At 70.7% G+C, this 15,184-nt stretch carries 15 protein-coding genes and 1 pseudogene; 6 read left to right on the forward strand and 10 right to left on the reverse strand.

Translation table 11 applies throughout. The annotated features are described in order from the left end of the window. The 3 genes from CKO31_RS09460 to CKO31_RS27205 form a co-directional block, all read left to right on the forward strand. The coding region (locus CKO31_RS09460) for a PD-(D/E)XK nuclease domain-containing protein (protein ID WP_200236303.1) at positions 1 to 310 on the forward strand (310 nt) is incomplete at its 5' end. Between the two features lie 221 nt (positions 311 to 531). Next, positions 532 to 1,272: a sigma 54-interacting transcriptional regulator gene (locus CKO31_RS09465; protein ID WP_200236306.1), complete on the forward strand. Its 741-nt coding sequence runs from the start codon at positions 532 to 534 to the stop codon at positions 1,270 to 1,272. 414 nt (positions 1,273 to 1,686) lie between these two features. After that, entirely contained in the window at positions 1,687 to 1,815 is a 129-nt protein-coding gene (locus tag CKO31_RS27205; protein WP_274607721.1) for a hypothetical protein, read from the forward strand. 91 nt (positions 1,816 to 1,906) lie between these two features. On the opposite strand, the gene CKO31_RS09470 is transcribed toward CKO31_RS27205, so the two are convergent. From CKO31_RS09470 to CKO31_RS09480, 3 genes and pseudogenes are all read right to left on the reverse strand, one after another. Then, positions 1,907 to 2,320 (reverse strand): type II toxin-antitoxin system VapC family toxin, encoded by a 414-nt coding sequence (locus CKO31_RS09470; protein WP_200236308.1) that lies wholly within the window; start codon positions 2,318 to 2,320, stop codon positions 1,907 to 1,909. 12 nt (positions 2,321 to 2,332) lie between these two features. After that, a complete protein-coding gene (locus CKO31_RS09475; protein WP_200236311.1) occupies positions 2,333 to 2,566 on the reverse strand; it encodes an antitoxin in 234 nt (77 codons plus the stop codon). A 127-nt stretch (positions 2,567 to 2,693) separates the two neighbouring features. Further along, a pseudogene (locus CKO31_RS09480) lies at positions 2,694 to 2,951 on the reverse strand (SDR family NAD(P)-dependent oxidoreductase); the annotation flags it as partial. A gap of 77 nt (positions 2,952 to 3,028) precedes the next feature. On the opposite strand from CKO31_RS09480, the gene purL reads away from it, so the two are divergent. Continuing rightward, complete coding sequence (gene purL / locus CKO31_RS09485) at positions 3,029 to 7,015, forward strand: phosphoribosylformylglycinamidine synthase (RefSeq protein ID WP_200236487.1); 3,987 nt, start codon at positions 3,029 to 3,031, stop codon at positions 7,013 to 7,015. 383 nt (positions 7,016 to 7,398) lie between these two features. After that, a complete protein-coding gene (locus tag CKO31_RS09490; RefSeq protein WP_200236314.1) occupies positions 7,399 to 8,013 on the forward strand; it encodes a BLUF domain-containing protein in 615 nt (204 codons plus the stop codon). A gap of 559 nt (positions 8,014 to 8,572) precedes the next feature. Here the strand turns inward: CKO31_RS09490 and nifM are convergent. The 7 genes from nifM to CKO31_RS09525 form a co-directional block, all read right to left on the reverse strand. After that, on the reverse strand, positions 8,573 to 9,505 hold the full coding sequence (gene nifM, locus CKO31_RS09495; protein WP_200236316.1) for a nitrogen fixation protein NifM: 933 nt from the start codon (positions 9,503 to 9,505) through the stop codon (positions 8,573 to 8,575). Continuing rightward, positions 9,502 to 10,020, reverse strand: a complete 519-nt coding sequence (locus tag CKO31_RS09500; protein ID WP_200236319.1) for a nitrogen fixation protein NifZ — start codon at positions 10,018 to 10,020, stop codon at positions 9,502 to 9,504. Before CKO31_RS09500 ends, nifM begins: the two co-directional genes overlap by 4 nt. Next, complete coding sequence (gene nifW / locus CKO31_RS09505) at positions 10,010 to 10,399, reverse strand: nitrogenase-stabilizing/protective protein NifW (RefSeq protein ID WP_200236322.1); 390 nt, start codon at positions 10,397 to 10,399, stop codon at positions 10,010 to 10,012. Before nifW ends, CKO31_RS09500 begins: the two co-directional genes overlap by 11 nt. 71 nt (positions 10,400 to 10,470) lie before the next feature. Continuing rightward, a complete protein-coding gene (locus tag CKO31_RS09510) occupies positions 10,471 to 11,070 on the reverse strand; it encodes a hypothetical protein (protein ID WP_200236324.1) in 600 nt (199 codons plus the stop codon). A gap of 26 nt (positions 11,071 to 11,096) precedes the next feature. Next, complete coding sequence (gene nifV / locus CKO31_RS09515) at positions 11,097 to 12,311, reverse strand: homocitrate synthase (protein WP_200236328.1); 1,215 nt, start codon at positions 12,309 to 12,311, stop codon at positions 11,097 to 11,099. 177 nt (positions 12,312 to 12,488) lie between these two features. Beyond that, positions 12,489 to 12,959: a DUF29 domain-containing protein gene (locus CKO31_RS09520; RefSeq protein WP_200236330.1), complete on the reverse strand. Its 471-nt coding sequence runs from the start codon at positions 12,957 to 12,959 to the stop codon at positions 12,489 to 12,491. 92 nt (positions 12,960 to 13,051) lie between these two features. Further along, positions 13,052 to 13,915: a Mut7-C RNAse domain-containing protein gene (locus tag CKO31_RS09525; protein ID WP_200236333.1), complete on the reverse strand. Its 864-nt coding sequence runs from the start codon at positions 13,913 to 13,915 to the stop codon at positions 13,052 to 13,054. Between CKO31_RS09525 and CKO31_RS09530 the strand changes: the two genes are divergently transcribed. Further along, entirely contained in the window at positions 13,914 to 14,864 is a 951-nt protein-coding gene (locus tag CKO31_RS09530) for a zinc metalloprotease HtpX (RefSeq protein ID WP_200236335.1), read from the forward strand. The two genes, CKO31_RS09525 and CKO31_RS09530, sit on opposite strands and share 2 nt — an antisense overlap. The last annotated feature ends 320 nt before the right edge of the window (positions 14,865 to 15,184 follow it).

Raw genomic sequence — 15,184 nt, forward strand, 5'->3', positions numbered from 1 at the left:
GCGTTATGAGGGCTTCTACGCTAGCGTCTTCTACAGCCACCTGGCCGCCCTCGGGCTGGACCTGGCCTGCGAGGACGCCAGCAGCCACGGGCGGCTGGATTTGCGCCTGCGCTTCAACGGCCAGCTTTGGCTGTTCGAGCTCAAGGTGGTGGAGCTGGCGCCGGAGGGTGCGGCGCTACAGCAGATCAAGGACCGGGGCTACGCCGAGAAGTACCGCGCCGAGGGCCTGCCGATGCACCTGATCGGCATCGAGCTCAGCCGCGAACAACGCACGCTCGTTGGCTTCGAGGTGGAGACGGTGATGCCCTGAGGTGGGACATCGCCGTGACCCCGAGCCAGGGCCGACCCGGGTGACATCTCCAGAGCGCTCGGGGCCTGGCGTGCCGGCCGCCGCACGCCTGATCGTCCCGGCGCTGGGCATCAACCGCCGCCGCCAATGGAGTCTTGAGCCATGGTGCAGCAGGTCGCCCCGCGAGTTTTGGTCATCGAGGATGATCGCGTGCTGAGCCGCCTGATCAAGGGGCGGACTTCATGGTCGGCCAAAGCGCGGCCCCCGCGCGCACCCGCGAGGCCATTGTGATGGTCGACCCCACCGACGTCAACGTCGAGGGCGCCGAGGGCGGCACCCTGTTCCTCGACGAGATCGGCGAGATCGACGCCGCCGTGCAGGCCAAGCTGCTGCGCGTCATCGAAACGGGCGTCTTCCGCCGTCTGGGCGGCACCAAGGACCTCCAGGCCAACGCCCGCATCGTCGCCGCCACCAACCGGGACCTCGCGGCGATGAGCGAGGCGGGCGGCTTCCGGGCGGATCTCTTCTATCGGCTCAGCACCTTCGTCATCCAGGTGCCGCCGCTGCGCGAGCGCCGCGAGGACATTGCGCAGCTGGTCGAGCATCTAATCGCGCATCACAACTTCTCGCGCCGCATCGACAAGGCGCTGTCCGCGGCGGCACTGCGGAGCCTGCACGCCTATGACTGGCCCGGCAATGTGCGCGAGCTGAAGAACGTCGTGGAGCGGGCCATCATCCTGTCCGGGACCAGCCGAAGCATCGGCCCGGAGCATCTAGCCTTCGGCGGACGCCGTGGCGGCGACACCGGCGGGGTGACCGTGAGCTTCGACCACGACCCGACCCTGGAGGAGCTCCAGGCGGCCTACCTACGCCTGCAATTGCAAAAACAAAGCGGCCGGCGGGCCAAGGTCGCCCGGGTCCTGGCCGTGAGCGAGCGCAACATCTACCGGCTCATCCGCCGCTACGGGCTGGCCGAATCCTAGGAGGCCGTTGCTGCCATAACCGAACAGGTGCGTATCCGGACGCAATTGGCGCACCGACCGAGGTCAGTTCACCGCCTCGGAGGCGGTGCCGGGCGCCTTCGTCCTGCCGCCGTCCGGCATGCCCCCGAGCCCGCTCCAGCGCGCCGCTTCGGCCTGCAACGAGCGTCGCGTGAGGTCGCTCCGCCCTGTTTCCGGGCCTTGACCCCACATGCAGAGTGCCGCTGCCGCCCTGCCTCAGCGCCGGGCCGCGGGGCTAGACTCTCAGGGCGGCTTGGATTTCCTATCCGTTAGTCCCACTTCCATCCAAGCATCCAAAAGACCCAAGTCACGACATACGGATCACCCGCTTCCGCACTCGGCCCCGGGTGGACCCACACCTTCGAGATCACTACCACCGAGGACAGCGACGGCGTCTTGGGACCTGGCGCGGGCGGCACCGCGCTGGACGCCGCCGGTATCGTCGCTGCCACGGTCGAGCTCGACCTGCTGCAAGGGGGGCTTGCGAGCGGCGGCGAGCCGAGCGCCTCCTTCTCGCCGCGCTGATCGAGGCCTGGCTGACGGACCGGCTCACCGGCAACCTCGTGCGCATCGAGCAGCGCGGGGACGGGCGGCGCTTCACGCGCCTCGACAGCAGCTACAACCCGTGCAGCCAGTCCACGACGGCGAGCCCCGGCACGCGGCGAAATTCTCTGGTGTTGGCCGTGACGAGGGTGAGACCGTGCGCCCGGGCGTGGGCGGCAATCAGGAGATCGTTGGCCCCGATCGGGGTGCCCGCGCGTTCGAGCGCGCATCTCACCTCGGCGTAGTGCCGATCGGCAGGCTCGGCGAAGGGTAGGATGTCCAAGGCGTCGAGGACGGCCTCCAACTGCGTCGTCAATCGCTCGGAGCCCTTCTTGGACGCGCCGAAGCGCAGCTCCGCGGCCACGACGATGCTGGTGCAGATGCTGTCCTCGCCATGCTTGGCGATGCGGTCGCGAACGCGACCGGCCGGGCGCCGAACGAGGTCGGACAGGATGTTCGTGTGGAGCAGATACGCGGGCTCGGGCATGGCCGGCAGCCGCTAGAGCTCGACCGGCTCGGGCGGACAATCGTCGAAGTCCGCAAAGGTTTCGTCGAGCGGCTCCAGGGTCGCGAGAACCGCGAGCAGTCGTGGCGGCGGGACGGGCTCGATGATCAGCCGATTGCCGTCCTTGTAGATCAGTGCTTCCTTCCCCGGCAGCTCGAAGTCTCGCGGGATGCGGATGGCTTGGTTACGACCATTGGCGAAGAGGGTGGCGCGACGCGGAGCGTTCATTGGGGGTGGCTCGTTTGGCCTAGGTTGGAGCATAGGCTAACACGCGCAGGACCACGACGCGATTTCGCAGCCAGCGCTGCCTACCGTCCCTGGAGCGCGGCGAGGAACGCCGACGCGCTGCCGGCGGACTGTTCACGCGGATTCGGCTGCTGTCGCGCAGTTCCTCGGCCAGCGTCTGCATGAGGCCTTCGGTGCCGAGCTTGGCGGCGGCGAAGGCGCCCCAGTAGGCGAGCCCCTTGCGGCCGACGCGGTCGGACGTGAACAGGATCGAGGCATGGTCGGCGGCCCGCAGCAGCGGCAGGCAGGCCTGTGTCAGCAGGAAGGGCGCGGTGAGGTTGATGCGGATGACGTGCTCCCACTCCTTGGCGTCGTAGTCGTCGAGTCGCCGTCGTCGGTCTGCGGGTGCCCGGGGGCTCACGTATCATGCCGGGACTGATCCGCAGCCCCCCGGAGAATGCCGAGATGCTCTGTCTGCGCGGTGCGCCCGCCCTGTCCGCCTTTCGTCTGGCCAAGTTGGAGGAGCGCCTGCGGGCGGCGGGCTTGCCCGATGCGCGCCTGGCGGCCGAGCTGGTGCACTTCGCGGACCTGTCGCGCGATCTGACGGCGACGGAGCTGGCGGTGCTGGAGCGGCTGCTGCGCTATGGCCCGGCGGTGGCGGCCGGTGCAGAAAGCGGCGCTGGGACCGGCGCGGAGCCGCCCGGCCGGCTGCTGCTGGTGGTGCCGCGACCGGGCACCATCTCGCCCTGGTCGTCGAAGGCGACGGACATCGCGCAGCACTGCGGACTCGGCGCGGTCACGCGGCTGGAGCGGGGCGTCGCCTTCTATGTCGACGCGCCGGCGCTCGATGACGTCGCCCTCGCGACCGCCGCCGCCCTGCTGCACGACCGCATGACCGAGGCGGTGCTGTTGGACCTTGCCGAGGCCGAGGCCCTGTTCGCGCACGCTAAGCCCGAGCCGCTCGGGCGTGTCGGTCTCATGGCGGGCGGTCGGGACGCGCTGGTGGCCGCCAATGCCGAGCTCGGGCTCGCGCTGTCCGAGGACGAGATCGATTACCTGGTGGCGAGCTTCGGCGCCCTCGGCCGCGACCCGACGGATGTCGAGCTCATGATGTTCGCGCAGGCCAACTCCGAGCATTGCCGGCACAAGATCTTCAACGCCGACTGGATCATCGACGGCGAGGCGCAGCCGAGCTCGCTGTTCAAGATGATCCGCCACAGCACCCAGCGCTCGCCCGCCGGGGTGCTGTCCGCCTACAAGGACAACGCCGCGGTCATCGCGGGCTGGCCCGGCCGGCGCTTCCTGCCGGAGCCGTCCACCGGTCGGTACCGCCCGAGTGCGGAGCCGGTGCACATCCTGATGAAGGTGGAGACCCACAACCACCCCACCGCCATCGCCCCGGACCCGGGCGCGGCCACCGGCGCCGGCGGCGAGATCCGCGACGAGGGCGCCACCGGCCGCGGTGCCAAGCCCAAGGCGGGCCTGTGCGGCTTCTCCGTGTCCAATCTGCGCATCCCCGGTGCCGAGCGGCCCTGGGAGGCCGGGCAGGACTGGGGCAAGCCGGGGCGCATGGTCTCGGCGCTGGACATCATGCTGGAGGGCCCCATCGGCGCCGCCGCCTTCAACAACGAGTTCGGCCGCCCGGGCCTCGCCGGCTGGTTCCGCACCTTCGAGCAGCGGGTGCCGCTGGCCGCCGGGGGCACCGAGCTGCGGGGCTACCACAAGCCCATCATGCTCGCCGGGGGCTTGGGCAACATCCGCGGCGAGCATGTGGAGAAGACGGACTTCCCGGCGGGCACGCCGCTGATCGTGCTCGGCGGCCCGGCGATGCTCATCGGTCTCGGCGGCGGGGCGGCCTCGAGCATGGCCAGCGGGGCGTCGGCGGAGGATCTGGACTTCGCCTCGGTGCAGCGCGCCAACCCGGAGATGCAACGCCGCTGTCAGGAGGTCATCGACCGCTGCTGGGCCCGCGGCGACGACAATCCCGTGCTGTTCATCCACGACGTCGGCGCCGGCGGCCTGTCCAACGCCCTGCCGGAGCTGGTGCACGACGGCGCCGATGGCGCCGATGACGGTGCGGGCGGCGGGGCGACCTTCGAGCTGCGCAAGGTGCCCAACGCCGACCCCGGCATGTCGCCCATGGAGATCTGGTGCAACGAGGCCCAGGAGCGCTACGTGCTGGCGGTGGACCAGGCACGCCTCGACGACTTCGCCGCCATCTGCGCGCGCGAGCGCTGCCCCTACGCCGTCGTCGGCACCGCCGAGTCCGAAGCGCAGCTCCGGCTCACCGACGAGCACTTTGGGGAAGCGCCCATCGACATGCCCATGCAGCTGCTGTTCGGCAAGCCGCCGAAGATGACCCGGGATGTGGCCCGGCTGCCGGCGCCCGCCGAGCCGTGGGACACCACCAACATTGACCTGGCCGAGGCCGTGCGCCGCGTGCTGCGCCTGCCGGCGGTGGCGGACAAGACCTTTCTCATCACCATCGGCGACCGCACGGTGACGGGCCTGGTCGCGCGGGACCAGATGGTCGGCCCCTGGCAGGTGCCCGTGGCCGACTGCGCCGTGACCTTGACGGACTATGACGGGCTCACCGGCGAGGCCATGGCCGTCGGCGAGCGCACCCCGCTGGCGTTGCTGGACGCCCCGGCCGCCGGGCGCATGGCCGTCGCCGAGGCCATCACCAACATCGCCGCGGCGCCCATCGGGCAGCTCGGCGACATCAAGCTCTCCGCCAACTGGATGGCCGCCGCCGGCCACGCCGGCGAGGACGCGCGGCTCTACGACACGGTCCGCGCCGTGGGCCAAGAGCTGTGCCCGGCGCTTGGCATCGCCATCCCCGTGGGCAAGGACTCCATGAGTATGCGCACGGTCTGGCAGGGCGCCGACGGCACCGAGCACGTCATGGCGGCGCCGCTGTCGCTGATCGTCTCGGCCTTTGCGCCGGTGACGGATGCCTCAAGGAGTCTGACCCCGCAGCTCCGGGCCGAGCCGGCGGCCGCGCTGGCGCTGGAGGATACGGACCTGGTGCTGGTGGATCTCGGACGCGGGCAGGACCGCCTCGGCGGATCTTCTCTGGCGCAGGTCTTCGGCCGTGTCGGCAGCACGCCGCCGGACTTGGACGACCCGGCGCTGCTGCGGGGCTTCTTCGCCGCCGTGCAGCAGCTCAATGCCGAGGGCCGGCTGCTGGCCTACCACGACCGCGCCGACGGGGGCCTGCTGGTGACCCTCGCCGAGATGGCCTTCGCCGGGCGCTGCGGCGTGGACGTGGACCTGGCGCTGCTGCCGACGGGCGGCGACGGACCGCCCGAGCGCGAGCCGCTTGCGGCCCTGCTCAGCGAGGAGCTGGGCACCGTCTTGCAGATCCGCCGCTCGGAACGGGCGGCGGTGCTGGACTGCCTGGCGGCGCAGGGCTTGAGCGACTGCGCGGCGGTCATCGGCCGGCCCACGGCGCTGGCGCGGGTGGTGATCCGCCACGGCATCCACACACCGCTGGATGCGAGCCGCGCCGAGCTGCAGCGCCTGTGGGCGGAGACCAGCTGGCGGATGCAGCGCCTGCGCGACAACCCGGACTGCGCCGACGAGGAGCACGCCCGCATCGACGCCGACGACCCGGGCCTGCATGCGGCGCCGGCCTTCGAGCCGGCGGACGACATCGCCGCGCCCTTCATCAAGACCGGCGCTCGGCCCAAGCTCGCCGTATTGCGCGAGCAGGGCGTCAACGGCCAGCTGGAAATGGCGGCGGCCTTCCACCGCGCCGGCTTCGACTGCATCGACGTGCACATGTCGGACATCATCGAAGGGCGCCGCGACCTCGCCGACTTCAAGGGCCTCGCCGCCTGCGGCGGCTTCAGCTACGGCGATGTGCTCGGCGCCGGCGAGGGCTGGGCGAAGACCATCCTGTTCAACACCCGTGCCCGAGAGCAGTTCCAGGCCTTCTTCGCGCGCGCCGACACCTTTGGCCTCGGCGTCTGCAACGGCTGCCAGATGCTCGCCAACCTGCGCGAGCTGATCCCGGGCGCCGACCACTGGCCGCACTTCGTGCGCAACCGCTCCGAGCAGTTCGAGGCCAGGCTCGCACTGGTGGAGGTGCTGGAGACGCCGTCGGTGCTGCTCGCCGGCATGGCCGGCTCGCGCCTGCCCATCGCCGTCGCCCACGGCGAGGGCCGCGCCGAATTCCGCGATGCCGACCACCTCGCCGCCGCCGCGCCCTACACCGCGGTGCGCTACATCGAGCACACCGGCGAGCCGGCGACGCGCTATCCCGCCAACCCCAACGGCTCACCCGGCGGCATCACCGGCCTCACCACCACCGATGGCCGCGTCACCATCCTGATGCCGCACCCGGAGCGGGTCTTCCGCAGCATCCAGCACTCCTGGTGCCCGCAAGACTGGGGCGAGGACGCGCCCTGGCTGCGGCTGTTCCGCAATGCGCGGGTGTGGGTGGGGTGATCAGTGTCGCGTAATGCACGCAAGGAGGGGGGCTGGCGTGATTGCTGCTGTTGCGGCGCTAGCGACGCGCGCCCGCGGATGCCATGCCAATCTGAACGGGACCTCGAAGACGTCGAGTGATCACCCAGTAATGCCACAAGGTTTGGCGGCGCAGGCTGCGGTTCCCTTCTGCTCAGGGCGCCCCTTGCTGGACGTTGACCAACCCCCAACCTCTCTCAATACGCCCGGGTCGCTGGTTTCCGGACCCCACACCATCAGCGTAGAGCTCGGGACTCGTGTGGGCCTGTGCATCGCGCCGCATGGGCCTGCCGCAACGCCAAACGCGCACGCGAAAAAAGAGGCGCCACGCCCTGCGCGATTTTACGCTACCTGGGAGGAGAGCCATGATTCAAGTGACCTACGCGAGCTGCGTGAGCGCCCCTCTGTCGCGAGAGCAGCTCCTGGCGCTGCTGCTGCAGTGCCGCACCAATAACGCCGAGCGCGGCATTACCGGCATGCTGCTTTACGGTAGAGGCACATTCCTGCAGACCATCGAAGGCGATGAAGCCGTCGTAGACCCCTTGGTCGAGCAGATCTGGAAGGACGATCGACACCAGGACGTACGGCTGCTGGGCCGACAGGTCGTGACTGAACGCCAGTACGCAGATTGGTCCATGGGATTCGCGGAGATCACCGACCAGAGCCTACAACGGGTCGAGGGGCTCAAGGACTTCACCGCAGACGATTTCACGTTCGATTACCTCATCGGCAATGAGCCCGTCGTGGCTACGCTGATGGATCATTTCCGCGAGCCGAACTTTGACCAGCTCATCGGCGAGATCTACGCGAAAGACAAGGTGATCGCGCACCTGAAAACCGCATTGGCCCAGGTGCGGGACCGCGCCCAGCTCGCACATCTTGCCCTCGAAAGCCTGACCGAGGCCAACCGCAAGGGAGAGCCCACCGAGAGCCTGTTACCCATGTGTGAGGCCGCGCTCGACGTTTGGCGCCAGCACTGACCGGTCCAGTGCCTCCCCGGCACCCCGGCAGAAACGGTGACGGTATCCATATCTCCAGGACAGGCTCGCTGTACCCAGCGCTCGGCCCCCGGCCCCCGGCCGCCATCGGCGACGCTCGGGCGTGACCTCCGTGGATGATACTGCCGCCGCAGGGAGCGAGCCGTGCCGCCCCCCCTGAGCGAACAGTCGACAGTAACCTTGGTTTGCGCCTGCCACGGCTGTTGACCAGGCCGCCGATGTAGCGCTCCGCGCGCACCACGCTCGAGTCGCGGCAGGGATGCCGCTCCCACGGAGGGAGCCGCTGTGGGAGCGGCCTCTGGCCGCGATCGGGGACGTGCCGGGTGGGATGTTTGGGGAGGCCGCTCTCGCCATGGGGCAGCGATCGAGCGTGGCGTCGCGGCAGGGATGCCGCTCCCACGGAGGGAGGGAGCCGCCGTGGGAGCGGCCTCTGGCCGCGATCGGGGACGTGCCAGGTGGGATGTTTGGGGAGGCCGCTCTCGCCATGGGGCAGCGATCGAGCGCGGCGTCGCGGCAGGGATGCCGCTCCCACAGGGTGTGCTCAGGCTGCGGCGGCCTCGCGCTCGTTGAGCTCCGCGATCCAGGCGCGCTGGGCCTCGCGGCGGCGGCGCTTCGTCAGCGCAGCGCGGATGCGGTCCTCGACCTGCGCGAAGGGCAGGGTACGGGCGGGCTCGATGCGCTCGCAGAGCAAAATGTGAAAGCCCATCTCGGATTCCACCGGGGCGCTGACGGCGCCTTGGTCCAGCGCGAACAGGGCGGCGTCCACCTCGGGGTAGAGCTGGCCCGGGGCGATATCGCCGAGCTTGCCGTCCTCCATGGCCGTGGGGCATTCGGAGTGGCGCTGGGCGAGGCGGGCGAAGCGCTGCACCGGGTTGTCATCCCCGCCGCCCGCGACTTCCGCCGAGAGCTTCGCGGCCAGCGCATCGGCGCGGGCGCGCGCGGCGTCCCGGGTATTCTCGGCATAGTCGGCGTTGACGGTGATGAGGATATGGCGGGCGCTGCGGCGCTCCAGGGCCTGGAAGCGCTCTGCGTGCAGCTCGTAGAAGAGCCGGGCGTCGGTGTCGGTGACTTCGGCATGGCGGCTGCCGATGCGCTGCATCAGGGCGTCGAAGGCGAGCTCCCGGCGCAGGGCAGCGCGCAGCCCGTCTGGGTCGAGGCCGTTGCGGGCGAGGTCCGCTTCGAATTCGGCCGGGTCGTCGAAGCGTCCGGCGACGGCGTCCAGGCTCTGCTGGACGCTGGCCGCGGGGATGATGATGTCGGCGGCCTCCTCCGACCCCAGCACCAGCTCCTCGAGCGCGAAGGTCTGGCGAGCCTGGGCCTCGGCGGCGGCGCGCTGGCTCGCGTCCAGCGCCGGGATGTTGTATTGGAACCGCTCGGTGGCCGCGCGCAGCAGGTGGTAGCGGTAGGCGGCTTCAGCCTCGGTTGCGGCCGGCTGCGCTGCGTCAGCAGCGGCTGTAAGCTCGGCTGGGCTCATGCGGCATCCTCCTGGGCGGCTGTGCCGTCGGCGGGCGGCGGGACCTCGTCGGCGTTTGTCGGTGGCGCCGCCAGCGCGGACTCCGGCACCTGCAGGGTGTTGCAGCCGGGGAAGTCGACATAATAGGCGACGTCCCCCGGTCTGCCGTCCGGGTACGGGTTGCCCCGCAGCACCCGGGCGATCTCGCCGACGGTGCCGGGCTGCACCAGCACACGGCCGCCGGCGCCCAGCGCCAGCCGGGCGGCGACCTTCTCCCTGGACTCGAACAGGCTGGGCGTCCAGGGCTCGGCGGCGGGCTGGAGCTCTTCCTCCCGGCAGCCGACGATGCGGTCCTGCTCCAGGAAGTGCACCGTGTAGACGATCTGGTCCTGCAGGAAGGTGCCGACATCGCGCACATAGCCGGTGCTGCCCCGGCGCACCAGCAGCGCGCCCGTGGCCTCGCCGGGATAGGTGCCGTCGTTGCGCACGTTGCGCAGCACGCGCACCTCGGTGCCGTAGTCGAACTTAGGACGCATGATCGGCGGGGCCCTCGTCGGACGTCTTCGGGCGGGCGGCCAGCAGCTCGTCGAGACCCACGCTCACGGTGCGCGGCTCGTGCATCCGGAACACGGCGAAGACCTTCTCGGTGCGGGCGTCGGAGGCGACGAAGTCCTGGTAGGCGGCGGTGAGCAGCGCGGCATAGCGCTCGAAGCGGGCCGTGGGCTCGGCGGGGGTCTCGTCTTCGGCGTCCAGGTAGTCGTGGAAGCGCTGCAGGATGTGCAGCCGGTTCACGTGCACGACGGCCGGGTCGTAGGGCACGGCGAAAAAGGTCAGGAAGTCCTCGGCGCTTTCCAGCTCCTCGAGGGCGTCCTCGAAGTCGTCCAGGGTTTGGGGCGGGATGGCGGTGGCGGTCATGGCGTTCTCCAGGCGGCGGTTGCGGGCTGTGCTCGGGCGTCGATGCGTTGCGACTTGGCTGCTGAGGGCGGCTATGAGGGCTCGGTCTGCGAAGTTGGCGCTTGCGGCTTCTCGCTTTGCTGCGAGGCACGGATCCAGCGGACCTTGCCGCCACTGGCGGCGGCCTGCTCGCGGGCCAGGGCGTCGTCGGCCCAGCGCAGCAGGACCGCGGCGCCGAGGCGGTCTTTTTGGTCGAAGGCAACCGTGCGCTCCAGGCGTGCGCGGGCCTCGGCGGGGCGGTTCAGGCGCAGCAGCAGGTAGCCGGTCCCCTTGAGCGCCAGCAGCAGGAAGCGCGTCATGGGCATGGACTGCTGCACGGCGTGGCCGAAGCGCGCATCGTCGAGCCGGCGCCAGTCCTCGTCGATGCCGAGCTCGCGGGCCGCGGCGGCGATGCAGCGCTCGGCCACGGCGAGGGCGTCCTCGCAGCGGTGGCGGTAGAAGAAGAAGCGGTACTGGGCCACCAGCACGCTCAAGTCGTCCGGCGCCAGAAACCGGGCGCGCGCCAGGCATTGCTCGGCGCCGTCGGCGTCCTCGGCGTAGCGCTCGGATGCCTCTTCGATGAGCGCGGCGACAGGCGCCGGCAGCGCGCGCTCGAAGTACATCTCGTCGACGGTGATGTCGAGTAAATCCATGCTGCACAGGTACCGGGTGGGCGACCTCAGACGGCGTCCGCGGCGGGCTCGGCGGCGGTGCTGTCGCCCATGCACACCGGCGTGCTGGCCGCCAGCTCGTCAAGGAAGCGGCGCAGGTCATCGCCCTGCGGCGAATGCTTGGTTTGTGTCACGAAGCGGCGCACCAGGGGCAGCAGCCGCTCGGCCTGGCCGTCGTCGATGGCGGTGGCCAACTGCTCGGCATAGGCCATCTGCACGGCATGGCGGCCGGAGTGCTTGCCGAGCACCATGCGGTGGCGGCGGCCCACCTCCGCGGGGTCGATGCCCTGGTAGTTCTCGGGATCCTTGAGCAGGCCGTCCACGTGGATGCCGGCCTCGTGGGTGAAGGCGCCGTCGCCCACCAGGCTCTTGTGCCAGGCCACCGGATGGCCGGAGGCGGTGGCGACGAGCTTGGACAGGGCCTCGAAGCGGGTCAGGTCCACGCCGGTGTCGAGCTGGTGGACGTGGCGCAGGCCGACCACGACCTCCTCCAGTGCGGCATTGCCGGCGCGCTCGCCCATGCCGTGGACGGTGGTGTTGACGTGCGTCGCGCCGCCGCGCACCGCGGCGAGCGTATTGGCGGTGGCGAGCCCGAGGTCGTCGTGGGCGTGCATCTCGACCTCGCAGCTGCAGCCGGAGGCAAGGTCGCGGATGCGCTCGCAGGTGCCGAAGGGGTCCAACAGGCCCACGGTGTCGGCGAAGCGCACCCGCCGCGCGCCGGCCCGCTGCGCGGCCTCCGCCACTTGCTTGAGGAAGTCCGGATCGGCGCGGGAGGCGTCCTCCATGCCGACGCCGACGTCGAGCCCCAGCTCCAGCGCCGTCGGCACCAGCCGAGCGACCTGCGCCAGCACCCAGTCGCGGTCGCGGCCGAGCTTGCGCGCGATCTGCTGGTCCGACACCGGCATGGACAGATCCACCAGGGCCACGCCTAGGTCGCGGCAGGCGGCGATGTCCGCCGGCAGCATGCGCGCCCAGACCATGAGCCGGGCGCCGAGGCCCAAATCGGCGGTGGCGCGGATGGCCTCGCGCTCCTCCTCGCCCATGCTCGGGATGCCGACTTCCAGCTCGGGCACGCCGAGGGCGTCCAGCCCGCGGGCGATGGCGAGCTTCTCCTCCAGCGAGAAGGCCACGCCCGCCGACTGCTCGCCGTCGCGCAGCGTGGTGTCGTTGATGGCGATCAGCGTGCGCGGCTTGGGGCGGGTGGTGGCGGCTTCGGTCTGCATCGGCCTGCTCCACAAAGGTGTTGCAGCGATGCAAAGCAAATGACAGGCCAGCGTGGAAGACGCATGAGAATCAATCGCTTGTGGGCGCAGGTGCGTCGCGGGCTGCGGGCTTTGCGACAGCGCCGACAACCGCTTGTCGGGGATGCGACGTAGGGCCGGCTGACGTCGGGCGCGGGATCAGTCGGGCAGCCAGTTATGGTCGAGGATCTGCTCGGCGGTCCAGGGGCAGACCTCGGGTAGGTCTTCGAGCCCGGTTTCGGCAGACGCTTGCGCGAAAGCATCGTCCCAAGCGTCTGTCCACCACTCCGCATCGCGCAGCGATGCCTGCAAGCTCGGCGTTCGGCGGAGCCGCCGCTCGATACCGCGCCGCTGGTTGCGAATGGTAAGCCGCCAGCTTCGACCCCGGCGCTGCGGCTGATGCTGCCACTTGATCAGATGCGTCAGCAGCACCGCCATGCGGCTCGCCAGCTCCCGCTGCTCACTCCTGGCCACGTCCTCGATCTCGTCCGCGATGTGCTCGATGTCCAGCTCGTCGAAGCGTCCGGCACGCAGCAGCGCCACCTGGCGGTGCGCCCAAGCGATGACGTCGGCCTCGTAGTGCGCGGCTGGCTCGCCGGGATGCTCGGCGACGCGATCGTCGGGCTTCATGGCGGGTATGGGGGCTGCAGCGGCTTGCGGTGCGCTCCAGTCTAGTCGATGCGCGGCCAGGTGTCAGATACGTGTATGCAAGGACGGCTGGCTCAATCCCTCAGCAATGCTTGCACCAGCCGCGACATCCGCCGGTGATGGCTGCCCTCCCAATAGCTGCGTCCGCAGCCGGGGCAGCGCCAGAAACGATCCTGGTGCGCCAGCACGCCGGGCGGCAAGTCGGGCAGGTCCGCGGGGTCAGCGAGCTCGATGGGGGTGTTGCAGCAGGTGCAGCGGGTGAAGGGGGCGGCGGCCCCTTGCAGCTGCAGCCGCTGGATCAGGCCCCGCAGCTGGGTGTCCACGGGGGCCTGCGGCACCTCCAGTGCATGGGTCAGGCCGGGGCGCTCCAGCAGCTCGCGGTCGCGGGTGAGCAGGATGCGGTGCTCGTCCCGGGCGAGCTGCACCAGCGCGTCATCCCCGGGGTCCGCACCGGTGGCATCCTGGGCCAGGACGGTGTCGAAGCCCAGCAGCCGCAGCCGCCGGCCGAGCTTGCCCAGGTGGGCGTCGCAGACGAACCGGGGCTCGCGCAGGGGCTCGTCGTGCAAGCGCAGCAATGGCGCGACGTCGAAGGCCTCGAACACCGGGTACAGGCTGACGCGGGCGCCGTCGTGCAAGGTAGCCTCAAGCGCCGCGCTTTGGCCATCGAGCAGCACCAGCTCCACGGCGCTCGGCGGGATATCCAGCTTGTCCAGCAATGCCGCCACCGTCAGCGGCGGCGTGAACCGCACCGGTATGTCCCGCTGGCGCCATTGCTCGGGCAGGTGCTCGTTGAGCTCGGCATAGCAGCGCAGGGTCGCGCAGGCGGGTCCGGCGCCGAGGCCCGTGTCGGAGCCGGCCCCTGCGGCGTCGTCGCCCGCGATGCTCCCGTCGGCGAATGCTGTTGGGCGGCCGGTGGCTGTCCCCAATTGCTCGGGCATGGATCAAGAACGCTTACAAGCACACCGATGGGTCAACGGGCTGCAGTCGGCGCTGCTGGTGGCGACACTGGCGGCACTCCTCGGCTTGCTGGCGTGGATCATCGGCGGCGGCCTGCTGGCGGTGCTCGCGCTGGCGATGGTGACCGGGCTCTTTCTGGCCAACCCGGCGGCCTCGCCGCGGCTGGTGACCCTGCTCTATCCGGGCCGGCTGCTGCACCCGAGCGAAGCACCGCAGCAATACGCACTGGTGCGAGAGCTCGCCCGCCGCGCCGGACTGCCCGAGGTCCCCCAACTCTATTACATCCCCTCCAGCGTGATGAACGCCTTCGCCACCGGCGACCGCGACGATGCGCTGGTGGCGGTGTCCGACGGCCTCTTGCGGCGGCTGGACCTGCGCGAGCAGGCGGGCGTGCTGGCCCACGAGATCAGCCATGTCGCCAACGGCGACCTCGCCGTCATGGCCTTCGCCGACCTGGTGAGCCGGGTGGCCGGTGTCTTTGGTCTGTTGGGGCAGATTCTGTTCCTGCTGAGCTTGCCGGCCGCCTTGCTCACGGGGGCGGACATGCCCTGGCTCGCGCTGCTGATCCTGCTGGCGGCGCCCACCGTCAGCGCCCTGGTGCAACTGGCCCTGTCGCGCAATCGCGAGTACGAGGCGGACCTCGCCGCCGCCGAGCTCACCGGCGACCCGGCGGGCCTCGCCTCCGCGCTGGACAAGCTGGAGCGCTACCAGGGCCGGTACTGGGAGCAGATCTTCATGCCCGGCCGCGGCGTGCCGGAGCCCTCGCTGCTGCGCACCCACCCGGACACGGCGGACCGCGTGCGCCGGCTCATGACGCTGGTGCCGCGGAGCCCGCAGCCGGCCCTGGACCAGGCCGGTCCCGCTGCGCGGCGCCCGCCGCCGGCCGAGCCCCTGCCGCCGCGCTGGCGCCCGCCGGGGCTTTGGTACTGAGGGCCTTCCCGGGGTTCAGGCCGGCGTTCAGGCCGGCGGTCAGTCAAAGGCTGTTGATCGCGGCGCGATGCGTTCGAGTATGGACTCGGTGCTGGGGGTTATCGGCCGCAGCGCCGTGAATCCGCCGTGCCTGCGCAAGCGGGCCCCGCCGACGCCCGGGAGCGCGCTGGGACACCGGCGAGACGAACCCCTTGGGCTTCAGCGCCGGCACCGAGGTTCGGGCGCCTTGGAGGACGTGCTCGGGCTCGCGGTCGATCCACACCGGGCAGGGGCACTTGCGCAGCAGGTACATGTCGGTGCTGGCGAAGAGCCCGCTTCTG

The sequence above is a fragment of the Thiohalocapsa halophila genome (assembly GCF_016583825.1).
Lineage (GTDB): Bacteria > Pseudomonadota > Gammaproteobacteria > Chromatiales > Chromatiaceae > Thiohalocapsa > Thiohalocapsa halophila.